At 68.2% G+C, this 16,492-nt stretch carries 15 protein-coding genes; 8 read left to right on the plus strand and 7 right to left on the minus strand.

Translation table 11 applies throughout. The annotated features are described in order from the left end of the window. The first annotated feature begins 118 nt into the window (after positions 1-118). The 3 genes from QTH91_RS12000 to QTH91_RS12010 all read left to right on the plus strand — a co-directional run bounded on the left by QTH91_RS12000 (position 119) and on the right by QTH91_RS12010 (position 6,191). A complete protein-coding gene (locus QTH91_RS12000; protein WP_390367788.1) occupies positions 119-1,357 on the plus strand; it encodes an efflux RND transporter periplasmic adaptor subunit in 1,239 nt (412 codons plus the stop codon). Between the two features lie 102 nt (positions 1,358-1,459). Continuing rightward, positions 1,460-4,729, plus strand: a complete 3,270-nt coding sequence (locus QTH91_RS12005; protein ID WP_286660303.1) for an efflux RND transporter permease subunit — start codon at positions 1,460-1,462, stop codon at positions 4,727-4,729. Positions 4,730-4,757: 28 nt separating this feature from the next. Beyond that, on the plus strand, positions 4,758-6,191 hold the full coding sequence (locus QTH91_RS12010) for an efflux transporter outer membrane subunit (RefSeq protein ID WP_286660304.1): 1,434 nt from the start codon (positions 4,758-4,760) through the stop codon (positions 6,189-6,191). Positions 6,192-6,198: 7 nt separating this feature from the next. On the opposite strand, the gene QTH91_RS12015 is transcribed toward QTH91_RS12010, so the two are convergent. From QTH91_RS12015 to QTH91_RS12030, 4 genes are all read right to left on the minus strand, one after another. Further along, positions 6,199-7,254, minus strand: a complete 1,056-nt coding sequence (locus tag QTH91_RS12015) for a DctP family TRAP transporter solute-binding subunit (protein WP_286660305.1) — start codon at positions 7,252-7,254, stop codon at positions 6,199-6,201. Positions 7,255-7,308: 54 nt separating this feature from the next. Then, on the minus strand, positions 7,309-8,607 hold the full coding sequence (locus tag QTH91_RS12020) for a TRAP transporter large permease (protein WP_286660306.1): 1,299 nt from the start codon (positions 8,605-8,607) through the stop codon (positions 7,309-7,311). After that, positions 8,604-9,185, minus strand: a complete 582-nt coding sequence (locus QTH91_RS12025; protein ID WP_286660307.1) for a TRAP transporter small permease — start codon at positions 9,183-9,185, stop codon at positions 8,604-8,606. Before QTH91_RS12025 ends, QTH91_RS12020 begins: the two co-directional genes overlap by 4 nt. Positions 9,186-9,317: 132 nt before the next feature. Continuing rightward, a complete protein-coding gene (locus tag QTH91_RS12030) occupies positions 9,318-9,794 on the minus strand; it encodes a nuclear transport factor 2 family protein (RefSeq protein ID WP_286660308.1) in 477 nt (158 codons plus the stop codon). Positions 9,795-9,898: 104 nt separating this feature from the next. On the opposite strand from QTH91_RS12030, the gene QTH91_RS12035 reads away from it, so the two are divergent. From QTH91_RS12035 to htpX, 5 genes are read left to right on the plus strand one after another with little or no spacing between them, the layout of a single operon-like run. Beyond that, positions 9,899-10,486 carry a TetR/AcrR family transcriptional regulator gene (locus tag QTH91_RS12035; protein ID WP_286660309.1) on the plus strand — a complete coding sequence of 196 codons (588 nt, stop codon included), beginning with the start codon at positions 9,899-9,901 and terminating at the stop codon, positions 10,484-10,486. An 11-nt stretch (positions 10,487-10,497) separates the two neighbouring features. Continuing rightward, positions 10,498-11,541, plus strand: coding sequence for a dihydroorotase (gene pyrC, locus QTH91_RS12040; RefSeq protein ID WP_286660310.1), 1,044 nt, complete (start codon positions 10,498-10,500; stop codon positions 11,539-11,541). Between the two features lie 25 nt (positions 11,542-11,566). Next, entirely contained in the window at positions 11,567-12,409 is an 843-nt protein-coding gene (locus QTH91_RS12045) for an NYN domain-containing protein (protein ID WP_286660311.1), read from the plus strand. Beyond that, positions 12,390-13,214 carry a DUF3025 domain-containing protein gene (locus QTH91_RS12050; protein WP_286660312.1) on the plus strand — a complete coding sequence of 275 codons (825 nt, stop codon included), beginning with the start codon at positions 12,390-12,392 and terminating at the stop codon, positions 13,212-13,214. Before QTH91_RS12045 ends, QTH91_RS12050 begins: the two co-directional genes overlap by 20 nt. Positions 13,215-13,270: 56 nt before the next feature. Further along, positions 13,271-14,146, plus strand: coding sequence for a protease HtpX (gene htpX, locus QTH91_RS12055; protein WP_286660313.1), 876 nt, complete (start codon positions 13,271-13,273; stop codon positions 14,144-14,146). A 74-nt stretch (positions 14,147-14,220) separates the two neighbouring features. On the opposite strand, the gene QTH91_RS12060 is transcribed toward htpX, so the two are convergent. The 3 genes from QTH91_RS12060 to QTH91_RS12070 form a co-directional block, all read right to left on the minus strand. Continuing rightward, on the minus strand, positions 14,221-14,811 hold the full coding sequence (locus QTH91_RS12060) for an NADPH-dependent FMN reductase (RefSeq protein WP_286660314.1): 591 nt from the start codon (positions 14,809-14,811) through the stop codon (positions 14,221-14,223). 83 nt (positions 14,812-14,894) lie between these two features. After that, positions 14,895-15,863, minus strand: coding sequence for a ProQ/FINO family protein (locus tag QTH91_RS12065; RefSeq protein WP_286660315.1), 969 nt, complete (start codon positions 15,861-15,863; stop codon positions 14,895-14,897). Positions 15,864-15,907: 44 nt separating this feature from the next. After that, a complete protein-coding gene (locus QTH91_RS12070) occupies positions 15,908-16,486 on the minus strand; it encodes a VUT family protein (protein ID WP_390367795.1) in 579 nt (192 codons plus the stop codon). Positions 16,487-16,492: the final 6 nt, after the last annotated feature.

The raw sequence follows: 16,492 nt of genomic DNA on the forward strand, positions 1-16,492 counted from the left end.
GCCCTCGCGTTCGGGCCGCCGCCCCCCTCTACTTTCTGCCAAGCCTTTCGTATTGCCACTGGCGCCACCCGCGCCGGTTGGCCTGTTGCATCCCTTCGGACCCAAAAGGAACCTCTTCATGACCCGCCAACAGCTATCGACGTCTGTCCGCAAGGGCCTGTGGCCCACCTTGACCGCCATGACGGCCATTGCCGCCCTGGCCGCCGCGATCATTGGCCTGGACGCCCGCAAGGCCCAGGCGAGCAACATGCCGGCCGAAGCGCCGGCCGTGCCCGTGTCGGTGGCCACCGTGCAGGCCGAATCGGTGCGGACGTGGGATGAATTCTCCGGCCGCCTGGAAGCCGTGCAGCGCGTGGACGTTCGCCCCCGCGTGGCTGGCGCCGTGCTGCAGGCGCATTTCACCGAAGGCGCCCTGGTGCGCCAGGGCGACCTGCTCGTCACCATCGATCCGGCGCCCTACGCGGCCGAGGTCGATCGGGCCGAGGCCCAGGTCGCCGCCGCTCGCGCCCGGCTCGGCTACAGCCGCAGCGAACAGGCCCGCGCCGCCCGCCTCTGGGACGAACGGGCCATCGCGCAGCGTGAACTGGACGAGCGCAGCAACGCGCTGCGCGAGGCAGAAGCCAATCTGCGGGCCGCCCAGGCTGCCCTGAGCAGCGCCCGCCTGAACCTCGACTACACCCAGGTGCGCGCCCCGGTGGCCGGCCGCATCGGCCGGCTCGAGGTGACGGTGGGCAACCTCGTCGGCGCCGGCGCGGCGGCACCGGTGCTGACCACGCTCGTTTCGGTCAGCCCGATCTATGCCAGCTTCGACGTCGACGAGCGAGCCATCGGCAAGGCGCTGAAGGAACTGCCTGGCGGCGCCGGCTCGCGCTCGGCGATCGGCCAGATCCCCGTGCAGATGGGCACCGCCGCCAGTGACGGCACCCCATTCCAGGGCAAGCTGCAGCTCATCGACAACCAGGTCGACGCGCGCAGCGGCACGGTGCGGGTTCGCGCCGCCTTCGACAACGCTCAGGGCGAGCTCATCCCCGGCCAGTTCGCGCGCATCCGGATGGGGCAGGCCCGCAGCAACGAACTGCTGCTGGTCAGCGAGCGCGCCATCGGCACCGACCAGGACAAGAAATACGTGCTGGTGGTGGGCCAGGGCGACAAGGCCGAATACCGCGAGGTGAGCCTCGGTGCGCCGGTGCGCGGACTGCGGGCCGTGCAGAGCGGGCTTTCGGCGGGCGAGCGGGTCGTGGTCAACGGCCTGCAGCATGTGCGCCCCGGCATGAAGGTGGCGCCGCAGATGGTGGCGATGGATGCCACCCTGGCCAAGGCCGCCACCCCCGACACGACACGCGTCGCCACCAACTGATGGGCGCGCGCCTCGCCTGAAGACCAGGCGCGGGCGCCCCGCACTCCAAACCAAATACCGATGTATCCGTGCCGGCCTTGGCGCCGGCTGGAGGGACTCGCCATGAACTTGTCGAAATTCTTCATCGACCGGCCGATCTTTGCCGGCGTGCTGTCGCTGCTCATCTTCCTGGCCGGCCTGATCGCGCTGCGCGGGCTGCCGATCTCCGAATACCCGGAAGTGGCACCGCCTTCGGTCGTGGTGCGCGCGCAGTATCCGGGCGCCAACCCCAAGGTGATCGCCGAGACGGTGGCCATGCCGCTCGAAGAGTCGATCAACGGCGTGGAAGGCATGCTCTACATGGGCAGCCAGGCCACCACGGACGGCGTGATGACGCTCACCGTCACCTTCAAGCTCGGCACCGATCCGGACAAGGCGCAGCAGCTGGTGCAAAACCGCGTGTCTCAGGCCGAGCCGCGCCTGCCGGAAGAGGTGCGCCGCCTGGGCATCACCACCGTCAAGAGCGCGCCCAACATCACGATGGTGGTGCACCTGGTGTCGCCCAACGGCCGCTACGACATCGACTACCTGCGCAACTACGCGGTGCTCAACGTCAAGGATCGCCTGGCGCGCATCGAAGGCGTGGGGCAGGTGCAGGCCTGGGGCGGCGGCGAATACGCCATGCGTGTCTGGCTCGACCCGCAGAAGGTGGCGCAGCGCGGGCTGTCGGCCAGCGACGTGGTGGCCGCCATCCGGGGGCAGAACATCCAGGCGGCCGCTGGGGTGGTGGGTGCGTCGCCGGGCCTGCCGGGCGTGGACCTGCAACTGTCGATCAATGCGCAAGGCCGGCTGTCGAGCGAGGAAGAGTTCGGCGACATCATCGTCAAGACCGGTGCCGACGGCGCGGTGACGCGCCTGCGCGACCTGGGCCGCATCGAGCTGGGCGCGTCGGAATACTCGCTGCGCTCGCTGCTGGACAACAAGGCGGCGGTGGGCATCGGCGTCTTCCAGTCGCCGGGCTCCAACTCGCTGCAGATCTCCGCCGACGTTCGCAAGGCGATGGACGAGCTTTCGCATTTCATGCCCGAGGGGCTGGAATACCGCATCGCCTACGACCCGACGCAGTTCGTGCGCGCCTCCATCGATTCGGTGGTGCACACGCTGCTCGAGGCCATCGCGCTCGTGGTGCTGGTGGTGATCCTGTTCCTGCAGACCTGGCGCGCGTCCATCATTCCTCTGCTGGCGGTGCCGGTGTCGGTGGTGGGCACGTTCGCGGTGCTGCACCTGCTGGGCTTTTCCATCAACGCGCTCACGCTGTTCGGCCTGGTGCTGGCCATCGGCATCGTGGTGGACGACGCGATCGTGGTGGTCGAAAACGTGGAGCGCAACATCGAGGCCGGCGCCACCCCGCGCGAGGCCACCTACCGCGCCATGCGCGAGGTGTCGGGGCCGATCATCGCCATCGCGCTGACGCTGGTGGCCGTGTTCGTGCCGCTGGCCTTCATCTCCGGGCTGACGGGCCAGTTCTACCGGCAGTTCGCGGTGACGATCGCCATCTCGACGGTGATCTCGGCCATCAACTCGCTCACCCTGTCGCCGGCGCTGGCTGCGCTGCTGCTCAAGGGGCATGACGAGCCCAAGGACGCGCTCACGCGCGGCATGGACCGCGCCTTCGGCTGGCTGTTCCGCGGCTTCAACCGTGTGTTCCATCGCGGCTCCGAAGCCTACGGTGGCGGCGTGCGCCGCGTGCTGTCCCGCAAGGCGATCATGTTCGCGATCTACCTCGCCCTGATCGCCCTGACGGCCGGCTTGTTCAAGGCCGTGCCCAGCGGCTTCGTGCCGGGGCAGGACAAGCAATACCTGATCGGCTTTGCGCAGCTGCCCGACGGCGCCACGCTCGACCGCACCGAGGAAGTCATCCGCCGCATGAGCGACGTGATGGCCAAGAACCCGAACATCGAGACTTCGCTGTCCTTCCCTGGCCTGTCGATCAACGGCTTCACCAACAGCTCGAACGCGGGCATCGCCTTCGCCATGCTCAAGCCCTTCGACGAACGCAAGCGCGCCGACCAGAGCGGCGGTGCGGTGGCGCAGCAGCTCAATGCCGAGTTCGCCAAGATCCAGGACGCGTTCATCGTGATGTTCCCGCCGCCGCCGGTGGAAGGGCTGGGCACCACGGGCGGCTTCAAGCTGCAGCTGGAAGACCGTGGCTCGGTGGGCTACGAGGCGATGGATGCGGCCGTCAAGGCTTTCATGGGCAAGGCCATGCAGGCGCCGGAGCTGACCGGCATGTTCACCAGCTGGCAGGTCAACGTGCCGCAGCTGTATGCCGACATCGACCGCACCAAGGCGCGCCAGCTCGGCGTGCCGGTGCAGGACATCTTCGACACCATGCAGATCTACCTGGGCAGCCTGTATGCGAACGACTTCAACAAGTTCGGGCGCACCTACAGCGTGCGCGTGCAGGCCGACGCCCCCTATCGCGCACGGGCCGAAGACGTGGGCCTGCTGAAGGTGCGCTCCAACACCGGCGAGATGGTGCCGCTGTCGGCGCTCATGAAGGTCAATTCCACGTTCGGACCGGAGCGCGCCATGCGCTACAACGGCTATCTGACCGCCGACATCAATGGCGGCGCGGCGCCGGGCTACTCGACCGGCGAGGCACAGGACGCCATCAAGCGCATTGCCGCGGAGACGCTGCCCAAGGGCATCGACTTCGAATGGACCGACCTGACCTACCAGGAGATCCTGGCCGGCAATTCTGCGGCGATCGTGTTCCCGCTGGCGATCCTGCTGGTGTTCCTGGTGCTGGCCGCGCAGTACGAGAGCCTGACCCTGCCGCTGGCCATCATCCTGATCGTGCCCATGGGCATCCTGGCGGCGATGACTGGGGTGTGGCTCACCGACGGCGACAGCAACGTGTTCACCCAGATCGGGCTGGTGGTGCTGGTGGGGCTATCGGCCAAGAACGCCATCCTGATCGTGGAGTTCGCGCGCGAGCTTGAATTTGCCGGACGCTCGCCGGTGCAGGCCGCCATCGAGGCAGCGCGGCTGCGCCTGCGCCCTATCCTGATGACCTCCGCCGCGTTCATCATGGGCGTGCTGCCCCTGGTGCTGTCGAGCGGTGCCGGCGCCGAGATGCGCAGCGCCATGGGCGTGGCGGTGTTCGCCGGGATGATCGGTGTGACGGCCTTCGGCCTGTTCCTCACGCCGGTGTTCTACGTGGTGATGCGCCGGCTGGCGGGCAATCGCCCGCTCAAGCTGCACGGCAAGGAAGTGCACGAGGCCGAGGCCTTCGCGCCGGCTGGCGACCTGGGCCGCACACCTCCATCCATCTCAGGCGGCGCTGCTGCGCGTCCGCTGCCCGCTGCACCTCACCGGCCGGGCGAATGACGCGCCGGCCCTGCAAGGAGAAAACCTCATGACTTCGACACTGGCCTCGCGCGGCATGCGCCGCCTTGCCACACCACTGGCGGCACTTTTCGCCGCGCTCGTTCTGGCCGGCTGCGCCACGCCGCCGCCGATCGACCTGCAACTCGACACGCCGGCGCAGTACAAGGAAAGCGTCAAGCCCACCTCCGACCGCGCCGGTGCGCCCGGCGATCTGGCGCCCGCTCAGGACAGCGCCCAGTGGTGGACGGTGTTCCAGGATCCGCAACTCGAAGCGCTGGTCGCCCGCGCGGCCGATCGCAACACCGACGTCCAGCAGGCCGCGGCGCGTCTGGCACAGGCAAGAGCGCTGGCGCGTGAGGTCGACTCGGCGCGCGCGCCGCAGGTCGGCCTGAACGCGTCGGCGGCGCGCGGCGCCGGCATCGACAAGGCGCAGGGCGCGCGTCCGGCCAGCCTGTTCTCGGCCGGCCTGGGCGCTTCCTGGGAACTGGATCTGTTCGGCCGCCTGGCCGGCGCCAGCCGCGCCGCGTCGCTGGACGCGCGTTCGCGCGAGATGCTGCTGCAAAGCACGCGCCTGGCCGTGCAGTCTGAAACCGCGCAGCTCTACCTGGCCGTGCGTGCGCTTGACGACGAGGCGCGCATCGTGCGAGAGACCGTCGATGCCTATCGCGACACGCTCGACCTGACCGAGCGCCGCCAGCGCGCGGGCGACGTCGGCGATCTGGACGTGGAGCGCGTGCGCACCGAACTGGCGGCCACCGAATCCGACGCCCTCGCGGTGCAGCGCCAGCGGGCGCAGGTGGAGCATGCGCTGGCCGTAGTGCTCGGCGAGTTGCCCACCAACTTCTCGCTGGACAGCACTGCATGGCGCACGGCACTGCCGAAGATTCCGGCCGGCCTGCCTTCCGAGATGCTCGCGCGCCGCCCCGACGTGCAGGCGGCGCAGTGGCGTGTGCAGGCGGCGCAGGAGCGCATCGGCGTGGCGCAGGCGGCGTGGTTCCCGGCCATCGCACTCACCGCGGACGGCGGCTATGCCTCCACCGACCTCGGCGAGTTGCTCAAGTGGTCAGCGCGTTCATGGGGCGTGGGCGCCTTGTTCTCGCTGCCGCTTTTCGACGGCGGCCGCAGGGAAGCAGGCGTGCAGAGTGCCAACGCCGAGTTCGATGGCGCCATGGCCGAGTACCGCGCGCAGGTGCTCGGAGCGTTCAAGGACGTGGAAGACCAGTTGTCGGCACTGAGGCTGCTGGCCCAGCAGTCGCGGGTGCAGGCCCAGGCCGTCGATTCGGCGCGGCGCGCGACGCGCCTGTCGGACGTTCGCTACCGCGAGGGCGCCATCAGCCAGATCGACCTGCTGGACACCCGCCGCAGCGAACTGCGCAACAGCCGCCAGGCCCTGCTCATCAAGGCCCAGCAGTACCAGGCCACGGTGGCGCTGGTGCGGGCCCTGGGCGGCGGCTGGGGCTAGACTCGGCTCAGCGCGCGGCGATGGCCTTCTCGGCCTTGGTCACCAGCGCGTCGCCGATGCGCGGCTTCCACTTGGTGTAGACCGGGCGGGTGGCCTTCACGAAGGCCTCGCGCTCGGCCGGCGTCAGTTGCACGATGTTCACGCCCAGCGCGGCGATGTCCTTGAGCAGCGGCTGGCCGGGCTGCGCCAGGCCCTTGCGAGCGATCTCGATCTCCTGCTTGCCGGCATCGATGGCCGCCTGGCGCACGATGTCCTGGTCGGCACGGGTCCAGGAATCCCACACGTCCTTGTTCACCACGAACACCAGCGGATCGGCCACGTAGCCCCACATCGTCACGTTCTTCTGGCCCACGTTCTGCAACTTGGCGGCGGTGAAGATGGACATCGGATTTTCCTGCCCGTCGACGGCGCCGCTGGCAAAGGCGGGCTGCGCGTCGGCCCAGCTCATCTGCGTGGGATTGGCACCCAGGGCGGTGAAGGTGTCGAGGAACAGCGGCGAGCCCACGACGCGGATCTTCAGGCCCTTGAGGTCCTCGGGCGTGCGGATCGGGCGCTTGGAGTTGGTGATCTCGCGATAGCCGTTCTCGCCCCACGCGAGCGGCACCACGCCGGCCTTGTCGAGCACCTTGAAGATGTCCTTGCCCACTTCGCCTTGCGTGAGCGCGTCGATGGACTTGTAGTCGGGCATCAGGAAGGGCAGGGAGAACAGGTTCAGCTCCTTGACCTGCGGCGACCAGTTGATGGTCGATCCGACGGCCATGTCGATCACGCCCTGGCGCAGCGCGCTGAACTCGCGCGTCTGGTCGCCCTGGATCAGCGATACGCCGGGATAGAGCTTGATGTTGATGCGGCCCTGGGTGCGTTCCTTGACCAGGTTGGCCCAGATCTCGCCGCCCTTGCCCCAGGGGAAGGCGGTGCCCACCACCAGCGACATCTTGTATTCGGACTTGTAGTTGCTGGCATTGGCGGCCTGCGCCTGCGCGGCGGCCGGCAGCATGGCCAGCGATGCGGCAGCGGCGGCGGTGGCCACCAGCGATGCGAAGAAATGACGGCGGGGTTTCATGGGATCTCGTCTCCTTGGTTGAAATGGCTTCTTGGTTTCGGGTTGGATCTGGATTCAGTAGCCCAGTCGCTCGGGCAGCCAGAGGGCCAGTTGCGGCCATGCGCTGACCGCCAGGATGACCAGCACCATCGAGGCGACCAGCCATCGGACCCAGCGCACCGTGTCTTCCATGCCCACGCCGGCGATCCGGCAGGACACCATCAGATTGACCGCCATGGGCGGCGTGAACTGCCCCAGCGCCACCAGCAGCGTGAGGATCACCCCGAACCACACCGGGTCCCACTGGAAGTGCTGCACGATGGGCCACAGCAGCGGAACGAAGATCAGGAAGATGGACACGCCGTCGAGCACCATGCCGATGGCCACCAGCATCGCCATGATCAGCAGCAGCACGCCGAATTCGCCCAGGCCCGAATTGGCCACGGCCTTGGCCACCGGGTCGATCACGCCGAGGGTGGACAGCGAGTAGGCGAAGATCCCGGCGAGCGACACCACCACCAGGATCACGCCCGAGAGTTCGCCCGAGTCGCGCAGGATGGCGAACAGGTCTCGCACACCGATCGTGCGGTAGACCACCATGCCCACGAACAGGCCGTAGAACACCGCCACCACGGCCGCTTCGGTGGGCGTGAACCAGCCCAGCCGCATGCCGCCGAGGATGAGCACCGGCGCCGCAAGGCCCCAACTGGCTTCGCGCAGGCTGCGCCAGAAGGGCGGGCGCGGCTGCTGCGCCTCGCCGGCGCCCATGCCGTGGCGCCTGGCCAGCCACACCGACGGAACCATCAGCGCCAGGCCGACCATCACGCCCGGAATCATGCCGGCGGCGAACAGCGCCGGCACCGAGGCACCGGGCACCAGCACCGAATAGACGATGAAGGCAATCGACGGCGGGATCAGGATGTCGGTCGCCGCCGCCGCGCCGACCACGGTGGCCGAGAAGGCCATCGGATATCCGGCGCGGGCCATCGCGGCAATCATCACGCCACCCACCGCGGCCGCCGTGGCCGGACCCGAGCCGGAAATGCCGCCCATGAACATCGCCACACCGATGGCGACCAGCGGCAGCATGCCGGGGCCGCGGCCCACGATGGAGATGGCGAAGTTCACCAACCGCGCGGCCACGCCGGAGCGGTCGAAGATCGCGCCGACCAGCACGAACATGGGAATGGCCAGCAGCGGGTACTTGCCCAGGCCAGCGTAGAAGTTCTGAGGCACGGCCAGCAAACCGAACCATTGGGCGTCGCCATTGGCCAGCGCAATGCAGGCGGCGCCGGCCAGGCCCATGGCCGCGCCGATCGGCACGCCCGCGACCATCAACACCAGGAAGGCGACGAACAGCAGCGTCGCGATCATGTCGGCACGCCCTGGCGTGCGCGGCGCACCAGCAAACCCAAGGCGCGCAGGCAGATGCCCGCGCAGACGACCGGCAGCCAGATCGAATACCACCACTGCGGCACGCCGATGCCGGGCGAGGTCTCGCCGAAGCGGTAGTCGTCCCACACCAGCCGCACGCTGAGCACCGTCATGAGCGCGAAGAGCAGCGCCACGGTGCCGGCGCCCAGCATGGCCAGGGCGCGCCTGCGCCGGGGCGAGCCGCGCTCGGCAAAGTATTCGATGCGGATGTGCCGGTCGCGCGCCACGGCGGCCGAGCCGCCCACCAGCGCCAGCAGGATCATCAGGAACACCGAGAACTCTTCCGTCCAGGCGAACGACGAATCGGTGAAGTAGCGCACCAGCACGTTGGCGAAAGTGATGCACGCCAGCAGGCCCATGATGACCACCGTGGCCCAGTCCTCGACGGCCAGCGGCATGCGGGTCTGCTCGTCGGGCTCATCGACGGCGGGAAACTCCGGGGAAGATGGCACGCTGGCCGCGTGGGCGGTCGGTGGATCATCCGGCAATGGGCGGCCGGACTCTTTGGATGCAGACATCGAGAACTGGACACGTCGGCGGCCGGGATTCGGCCAGCGACCGATCGTAACGATCGATAACTATCGGACCCATCGGGTCTTTCCTTAGGGCGGGCGCCTGCGCGACAGGCCCTCTGCCGGGGGCAGGCGGGGTTACAGGCCGAGCGCGCTCAGGCCGGGATGCTCGTCGGGCCGCCGTCCTTGCGGCCAGTGGAACCTGCGCTCGTGTTCGGCAATGGGCAGGTCGTTGATGCTGGCGTGGCGCACCGCCATCAGGCCGGCATCGTCGAATTCCCAGTTCTCGTTGCCGTAGCTGCGCAACCAGTTGCCGGCTTCGTCATGCCATTCGTAGGCAAAGCGCACGGCAATCCGGTGGCCGTCGAAAGCCCACAGTTCCTTGATGAGGCGATAGTCCAGCTCGCGCGCCCACTTGCGCTGCAGGAATGCCTGGACTTGCTCGCGGCCGACAGGGAACTCGGCGCGGTTGCGCCAGCGCGTGTCTGGCGTGTAGGCGAGGGCGACCCGCTCCGGATCGCGGCTGTTCCACGCGTCCTCGGCCAGTCGAACCTTCTGGATGGCCGTCTCGCGGGTGAACGGGGGCAGCGGCGGGCGGGGCTGATTTTCTTGCACGGTGGTCCTTTCGAATGGCAAGCATGAAGGGTGGGTAGACAGGTCTGTCTACTTCTGGAAGCCGCACTATAGATGCATGTAGACAGATCTGTCTACAATGCGCCATGCCGAAGACCGCATCCGCATCCGTTTCAACGCTTGAAGGGCTTCCCGCCCGCGCGCGAATCCTCCACACCGCTCACGCACTGTTCTACCGCGACGGCGTGCGCGCCACCGGCATCGACCGGGTGATTGCCGAATCGGGTGTCACCAAAGTCACCTTCTACCGGCACTTTCCGAGCAAGAACGAGCTGGTGCTGGCGTACCTCGATCACCGGCACGAGCACTGGATGCAGTGGCTGCACTCGGCGCTCGAGCGCAATGGCAGCGCCCGCAAGGGCATCCGCGCGCTGGTGCCGGCGCTGGCCGAATGGCTAGGCGACGAAGAGTTTCGCGGCTGCGCGTTCCTCAACAGCGTGAGCGAGCTGGGTGGGGCGCTGCCCGAGGTTTGCGCCGTCTCGCGCAACCACAAGGCCGACATGGCCGCCGCCATCGCCGGCTTGCTGCCTGCGTCGCGACAACGCGCCAAGCAGGCGGCCGCCATCGCCTTGGCAGTGGATGGCGCCATCGTGCAGGCGCAGTTCGGCGAAACCCCGGAAGCGGCCGTCAAGGCCCTGGGGACGATCATCGACGCGGTGTGCGGCGAGCGGTGACAATCCCGTTCATGACCCGCCTCTCACAGATCACCCTGACCCGCCCCGACGACTGGCACCTGCATGTTCGCGACGGCGCCGCCCTCCAGGCCGTGGTGCCGCACAGCGCCGCCCAGTTCGGCCGCGCGCTGATCATGCCGAACCTGCGCCCGCCCGTGACCACCGCGCAGCAGGCCATCGACTATCGCGACCGCATCATGGCCGCGCTCCCGGCCGGCAGCGCCTTCGAGCCGGTGATGTCGCTCTACCTCACCGACAAGTTGCCTCCGGAAGAGATCGCTCTGGCCGCCCGGGCCGGCGTGCGCGCCCTCAAGCTCTACCCGGCCGGCGCCACCACCAACAGCGATGCAGGCGTCACCGACATCCGCCACACCTACAAGACGCTGGAAGCCATGCAGAAGCACGGCCTGCTGCTGCTGGTGCATGGCGAGGTCACCGATCCGGCCGTCGACCTGTTCGACCGCGAGGCCGTGTTCATCGACCGCGTGCTCATTCCCCTGCGGCGCGACTTTCCCGAACTGAAGATCGTGTTCGAGCACCTGACGACCAAGGAAGGTGCCCAGTACGTGCAGCAGGCTGACGAGTTCACCGGCGCCACCATCACCGCGCACCATCTGCTCTACAACCGCAATGCCATCTTCACGGGCGGCATCAGGCCGCACTACTACTGCCTGCCGGTGCTCAAGCGCGAGACGCACCGCCTGGCGCTGGTGGAAGCGGCCACGAGCGGCAGCACGCGATTCTTCGCGGGCACCGACAGCGCCCCGCACCCGGCGCACCTCAAGGAACACGCCTTGGGCTGCGCCGGCTGCTATACGGCGCTCACGGCGCTGGAGTTGTACGCCGAGGCCTTCGACAACGTCGACCGGCTCGACAAGCTCGAAGCCTTCACCAGCTTCAACGGCGCCGATTTCTACGGCCTGCCGCGCAACAGCGGCACCGTCACGCTGGTGCGCGAGAGCTGGACCGTGCCCGAGACGGTGCCCTACGGCGAAGCCACCCTCAAGCCCCTGCGCGGCGGCGAGCAGGTGCAATGGAAGCTGAAAGCCGACTGACCGAAGCTCGCAACCAAGGATCGACATGCCCCTCATCGCCGAAAAGCAACTGCGCATCGCGCTCATCATCGACGCGGACAACGCGCCGGCCGACAAGATCGACGAGGTCTTGACGGAGCTGTCAACGCTGGGGGTGATCAACGTGCGGCGCGCCTACGGCAACTGGACCAAGGGCGCGTTGTCGGGCTGGCAGGAGCGGCTGCTGGAGTTCGCCATCAAGCCGGTCCAGCAGTTCGACTATTCCAAGCGCAAGAACGCCAGCGACATGGCGATGACGGTCGATGCGATGGAGCTGCTCTACAACGACCGGCCCGACGCATTCGGCATCGTCTCGTCCGATGCGGACTTCACGCCGCTGGTCATGCACCTGCGTGCCAAGGGCGCCGCCGTGTTCGGCTTCGGCATGGCGCAGACGCCCAAGCCTTTCGTCAACGCCTGTTCGCGCTTCCTCTATCTCGAAGCACTCGGATCCACGGAGCAAGATGCGGAGGCGAGTTCCGGGGCGGCGGGCGGCACCGAGCCCGCCACGGCAGCCGGCCGCGAAGGTGGAGAGGCGGCCGCCCCCGGTGTGCCCGGACGTCCGGCGCGGCTGCGCGTACCCAGTGCCGAGCTGCGGCAGGACTCGCGGCTGATGACCTTGCTGCGCGATGCGGCCCAGGCCGTGCAGGACGAAACCGGCTGGGCCCTGGTGGGCGCCGTGGGCTCGCAGATCGGCAACAAGGCTTCGTTCGATTCGCGCAACTACGGCTACGCGACCCTGACCAAGCTCCTGGCTGCGACCGAGGCATTCGAGATGCGCGACGAAGGCAGCTCGCGCGTGGCGGTGCGCGACAAGCGGCTGACGCGTGGTGGAAGCGCCTTGCGCTGATCCCGCCGCGTCCGGTTGGCCGGCGGCCAGCCGGATCGATTGGTCGGTCCCATGGCTCCAGCCGTACGCCGCCCGGGGCCGCCTGCTGGCCAAGCGCGCGGCAGACATCGGCGTGGTGAGCGCGCTGGCTGACGAGCAGCCGGCCGAACGCCGATTCGTGCCTCAGCAGGCCCTTGCGCCCGACACGGCCTACGAGCAGTTCATCGACGAAGCGGCCGCCATCCCCACGCGCGAGAACGCGCACGACTTCTTCAACGCCCTCGTCTGGCTCCATCTGCCGCAGGCCAAACGCCGGATGAATCGGTTGCAGGCCACGGAGATCCGTCGCCTGGGCGTCGGCTCACGGCGCGGCCGGGTGCGCGATGCGCTGACGCTGCTCGACGAGAACGGCGCCATCCTGCAGGCGCCGCCGCCGTTGTGGGATGCGTTGCGCCAGCGCGATTGGCGCCGCCTTTTCGTGGGCGAGCGCTCGCTCTGGTCGCAGGCCCGATTGCAGATCGTTGGCCACGCACTGCTGGAGCAATTGCTCGTGGCGCCGCGCAAATCGCTCACCGCACACGTGCTGCTGGCGCCCGAACCGCACGGCCCTTCGCTGGCAATGGGCGACGACAGGGCACTGGCCGCCGCGCTCGATCCCGACTGGCTGGCGTCCAAGCCTTTCACCCCGCTGCCGGTGCTTGGCGTGCCCGGTTGGTGCGCTCAAAACCAGAACTTTTGCTTTTATGATGACTCCGACGTTTTCCGTCCACGCAGGTCGCCAGAATCAAGAACAACCCATGTGCCTGCAGCCCCTCACCCAGCTTGAAGCGGGCCGCCTGGCCCCCATCTGAGTGGGGTTTCCTCTCCCACGGAGTCCAAACCTTGAAACGCATTCTTCTGTTTGTCCTGACCAACGTCCTGGTGGTGGCGGTGCTGGGCATCGTTGCCAGCCTGCTCGGCGTCAACCGTTACTTGACGGCGAACGGGCTCAACCTCGGGGCGCTGCTCGGCTTCGCCCTCATCATGGGTTTCGGCGGCGCGATCATTTCGCTGCTGATCAGCAAGCCCATGGCCAAGTGGTCGACCAAGCTCCACATGATCCACGAGAACCCGCAATCGGCGGATGAAGCCTGGATCGTCGACACCGTGCGCAAGTTCGCCGACAAGGCGGGCATCGGCATGCCGGAGGTCGGCATCTTCGAAGGCGAACCCAATGCCTTCGCCACGGGTGCGTTCAAGAACTCGTCGCTGGTCGCCGTTTCCACCGGCCTCCTGCAGAACATGACGCGCGAGGAAGTCGAGGCCGTCATCGGCCACGAGGTGGCGCACATCGCCAACGGCGACATGGTCACGATGACGCTGATCCAGGGCGTGATGAACACCTTCGTGGTGTTCCTGTCGCGCGTGATCGGCTATGCGGTCGACTCGTTCCTGCGCCGCGGCAGCGACAACAACTCCGGCCCCGGCATCGGCTACATGATCACGACGATCGTGCTGGACATCGTTCTGGGCTTTGCCGCCGCCATCGTGGTGGCCTGGTTCTCGCGCCAGCGCGAGTTCCGCGCCGACGCGGGCGCCGCCGAACTCATGGGCCGCAAGCAGCCGATGATGAACGCGCTGGCGCGCCTGGGTGGCCTGCCGGCGGGCGAACTGCCCAAGGCGGTCGAAGCCATGGGCATCACCGGCAGCATCGGCAAGCTGTTTGCCACGCACCCGCCGATCGAGGAGCGCATCGCAGCGCTGCAAAACCGCGCCTGACGCCAGGCTCGTCCTTCAAGAAAAGCGGGCAGTCGCCAAGGCGGCTGCCCGCTTTTTTCTTGTGCCAAGCCTGCTCAGTATGGTGGCGCCTTTCGCGCCTTTTGCTCGCGCGTGGCCTCGGTCCACCAGGCCAGATCGTCGGCAAAGCGGCCGAACGATCGCTCCAGCGCTTCGCCCGCCGGGCCGGTGGCCTTGCCGTGCTCGTCCAGCGTCTGCGAAATCGGGCCGACGGCCAGTGTGCTGGAGACAACGACCATCCCCATCTCCGACAGGATCGAATGCCACACCGTGCCCGAGCGCACGCCCGAGAAGCGTCCGGCCGAATAGCTGGCCACGGCGGCGGGCCGCCAGAAGAACTCCTCCAGGAAGTGGTCGGTGAGATTCTTCAGGCCGGGTTGCGGGCCCCAGTTGTATTCGCCAGTGACGAAGATGAAGGCATCGGCCGTCCGGATCTTCTCGGCCAGGTCTTCGAGGGGCTTTGGCGCGCTGCCCTTCGGGTACTCCTTGTACATGCGGTCCAGCATGGGCAGGCCGATCGCCTTGGCGTCGATCAACTCTGGCTGCGCGCCCCGCGCCGCCAGTTTGTCCATGAGGTAGTGCGCCAGCCGGATGCCCATCCGGTCTGAGCGGTAGGAGCCGTAGAACACCAGGATCTTGTCTGCCATGCGTGCGTTTCCTCGGCCCGGCGCGCCGGGCAAAAGAAGACAAGACTAATGCAGGCCGCCCGGATCGACGGCCCGTGTGGGAATCAGGCGGCCTGGTCGGGCACCGGCGAACTTGCCGCGGCGTCAGCGTCGTCGGCGGGCGAGGAGGGTGCTTCGGTGGGCGCCTCGGAGGGTGTGGCCGCCATGGCGCGGTCGCGGCGGGCGCCGGCCAGGAGACGGGCGGCGTCCTTGTGCGTCATGCCATACATGTCGGCGAACTGGGCTTCGTCCTTGCCGCTGGCCTCGAAGGCGCGCAGCATGGCTTCGCGACGTGCGGCCAGGCGGCCAGCCTCGGCCACGGCGTCGTCCAGCAGCGCATTGGCGGCTTCGTCGCGCGTGCGCATGCGCAACTGGTACTCGTCGCGGCGCAGGCCGGAAGCCTCGATCGCCTTCACCAGGCGGGCGCGCAGTTCGTCCGACACGTCCTGGCCGTTGCGCAGGCGGCGGCGCTTGTAGACCTCCATCAGCGCATGGTGAACGTGTTCGGGCGCCATGGGTTCCACGACCTGGCCTTCCAGGTCGTGCCGCGGCAGTCCGGCGGCCACGCATTCCAGATAGCGGGTGGAGCGGGCATGGATGCCCATGGCAGCCTTCAGCGCCTCGGGCTCGAATTCGCTGCCGTGGCGCGCCACGATGTCCTCGTAGACGCCGCGCTTGAGTGGCAGAAAGCGTGCGCCGAACAGCCCGGGATACAACTGGAACAGACGCTCCAGCACCGGGTTGGGCTTGGCGCCCGCGCGGGCCTGGCGTTGTTCGCGTGGCTTGCCGGACGGAGCCGCGGCGGCTGCAGGGGCGGATGCGTCCTTGCCCTGTGCGGCGCCGGCATCCTGCCCGGCCGCCCGGTTCCGGCCCTTGCCGCCCCGGCGCGAGCGGCGGCGGCGATTGGGCTCGGCGTTGCTGTCGCCCTCTGCCGCGGCGACGACTTCGGCGGCAGCAGCAGCGGTGACTTCCGGTTCAGAAGCAGGCGCTTGCGGGACGGTGGTGGGAACGATGTTGTCGGTGGCGTCGGTCATGGCGTGGTCGCGGAAATCAGGTTCGGTGAAGAGAAAGGCGAAGCTCAGGCGGCGCCCGCCTGGTTGGAGGCGGCTCGGGCCAGCGACTGGCCGATGAGCAGGCGAAAGGGCAGCAGCATGAACACGCCCACGGCGAGCTTCACGCCAAGGTCGCCCAGCGCCCAGGTGATCCAGGGTCCTTCGGTGCCGGCAAAGGCGATGCCCCAGAACACGATGCTGTCGAGCACGGCGGCGATCACGGTGGCCACCAGCGGCGCTTTCCACCAGCGGCCCTGCCGCAAGCGGTGGAACACGCCGATGTCCAGCAACTGCGAGGCGATGAAGGCCAGCCCCGATGCCGCGGCAATGCGCACCGGCGCCACCGCCACCGAAGCGGCGACGGCAACCGCGAAACCCAGCCACGCCACGCGGCGCGCCTGGCCGGGGCCGAAGCGGCGGTTGATCAGGTCGCTGACCAGGAAGGCCACCGGATAGCTGAAGGCCCCCCAGGTCAGCCAGTCGTTGATGCTGAACTGCACGAGGTAGTTGGAGGCCAGCACCACCGCCACCATGGCGAGCACGCCCTGGGTGAATTGCGATGCGGGCGGGCGCGGAAAGCGCGCCATGTCTTTGCTTGTCGTCATGAATAT

The sequence above is a fragment of the Variovorax dokdonensis genome, assembly GCF_030316895.1.
Classification (GTDB): Bacteria; Pseudomonadota; Gammaproteobacteria; order Burkholderiales; family Burkholderiaceae_C; genus Variovorax; species Variovorax dokdonensis.

Excerpts from the sequence above, each read along its gene's own strand:
- QTH91_RS12015 (WP_286660305.1), bottom strand. The coding sequence starts at position 7,254 with ATGAAACCCCGCCGTCATTTCTTCGCATCGCTGGTGGCCACCGCCGCC.
- QTH91_RS12060 (WP_286660314.1), bottom strand. The coding sequence starts at position 14,811 with ATGGCAGACAAGATCCTGGTGTTCTACGGCTCCTACCGCTCAGACCGG.
- QTH91_RS12065 (WP_286660315.1), bottom strand. The coding sequence starts at position 15,863 with ATGACCGACGCCACCGACAACATCGTTCCCACCACCGTCCCGCAAGCG.
- QTH91_RS12010 (WP_286660304.1), top strand. The coding sequence starts at position 4,758 with ATGACTTCGACACTGGCCTCGCGCGGCATGCGCCGCCTTGCCACACCA.
- pyrC (WP_286660310.1), top strand. The coding sequence starts at position 10,498 with ATGACCCGCCTCTCACAGATCACCCTGACCCGCCCCGACGACTGGCAC.
- QTH91_RS12045 (WP_286660311.1), top strand. The coding sequence starts at position 11,567 with ATGCCCCTCATCGCCGAAAAGCAACTGCGCATCGCGCTCATCATCGAC.
- QTH91_RS12000 (WP_390367788.1), top strand. The coding sequence starts at position 119 with ATGACCCGCCAACAGCTATCGACGTCTGTCCGCAAGGGCCTGTGGCCC.
- QTH91_RS12070 (WP_390367795.1), bottom strand. The coding sequence starts at position 16,486 with ATGACGACAAGCAAAGACATGGCGCGCTTTCCGCGCCCGCCCGCATCG.
- QTH91_RS12005 (WP_286660303.1), top strand. The coding sequence starts at position 1,460 with ATGAACTTGTCGAAATTCTTCATCGACCGGCCGATCTTTGCCGGCGTG.
- QTH91_RS12020 (WP_286660306.1), bottom strand. The coding sequence starts at position 8,607 with ATGATCGCGACGCTGCTGTTCGTCGCCTTCCTGGTGTTGATGGTCGCG.
- QTH91_RS12025 (WP_286660307.1), bottom strand. The coding sequence starts at position 9,185 with ATGTCTGCATCCAAAGAGTCCGGCCGCCCATTGCCGGATGATCCACCG.
- QTH91_RS12035 (WP_286660309.1), top strand. The coding sequence starts at position 9,899 with ATGCCGAAGACCGCATCCGCATCCGTTTCAACGCTTGAAGGGCTTCCC.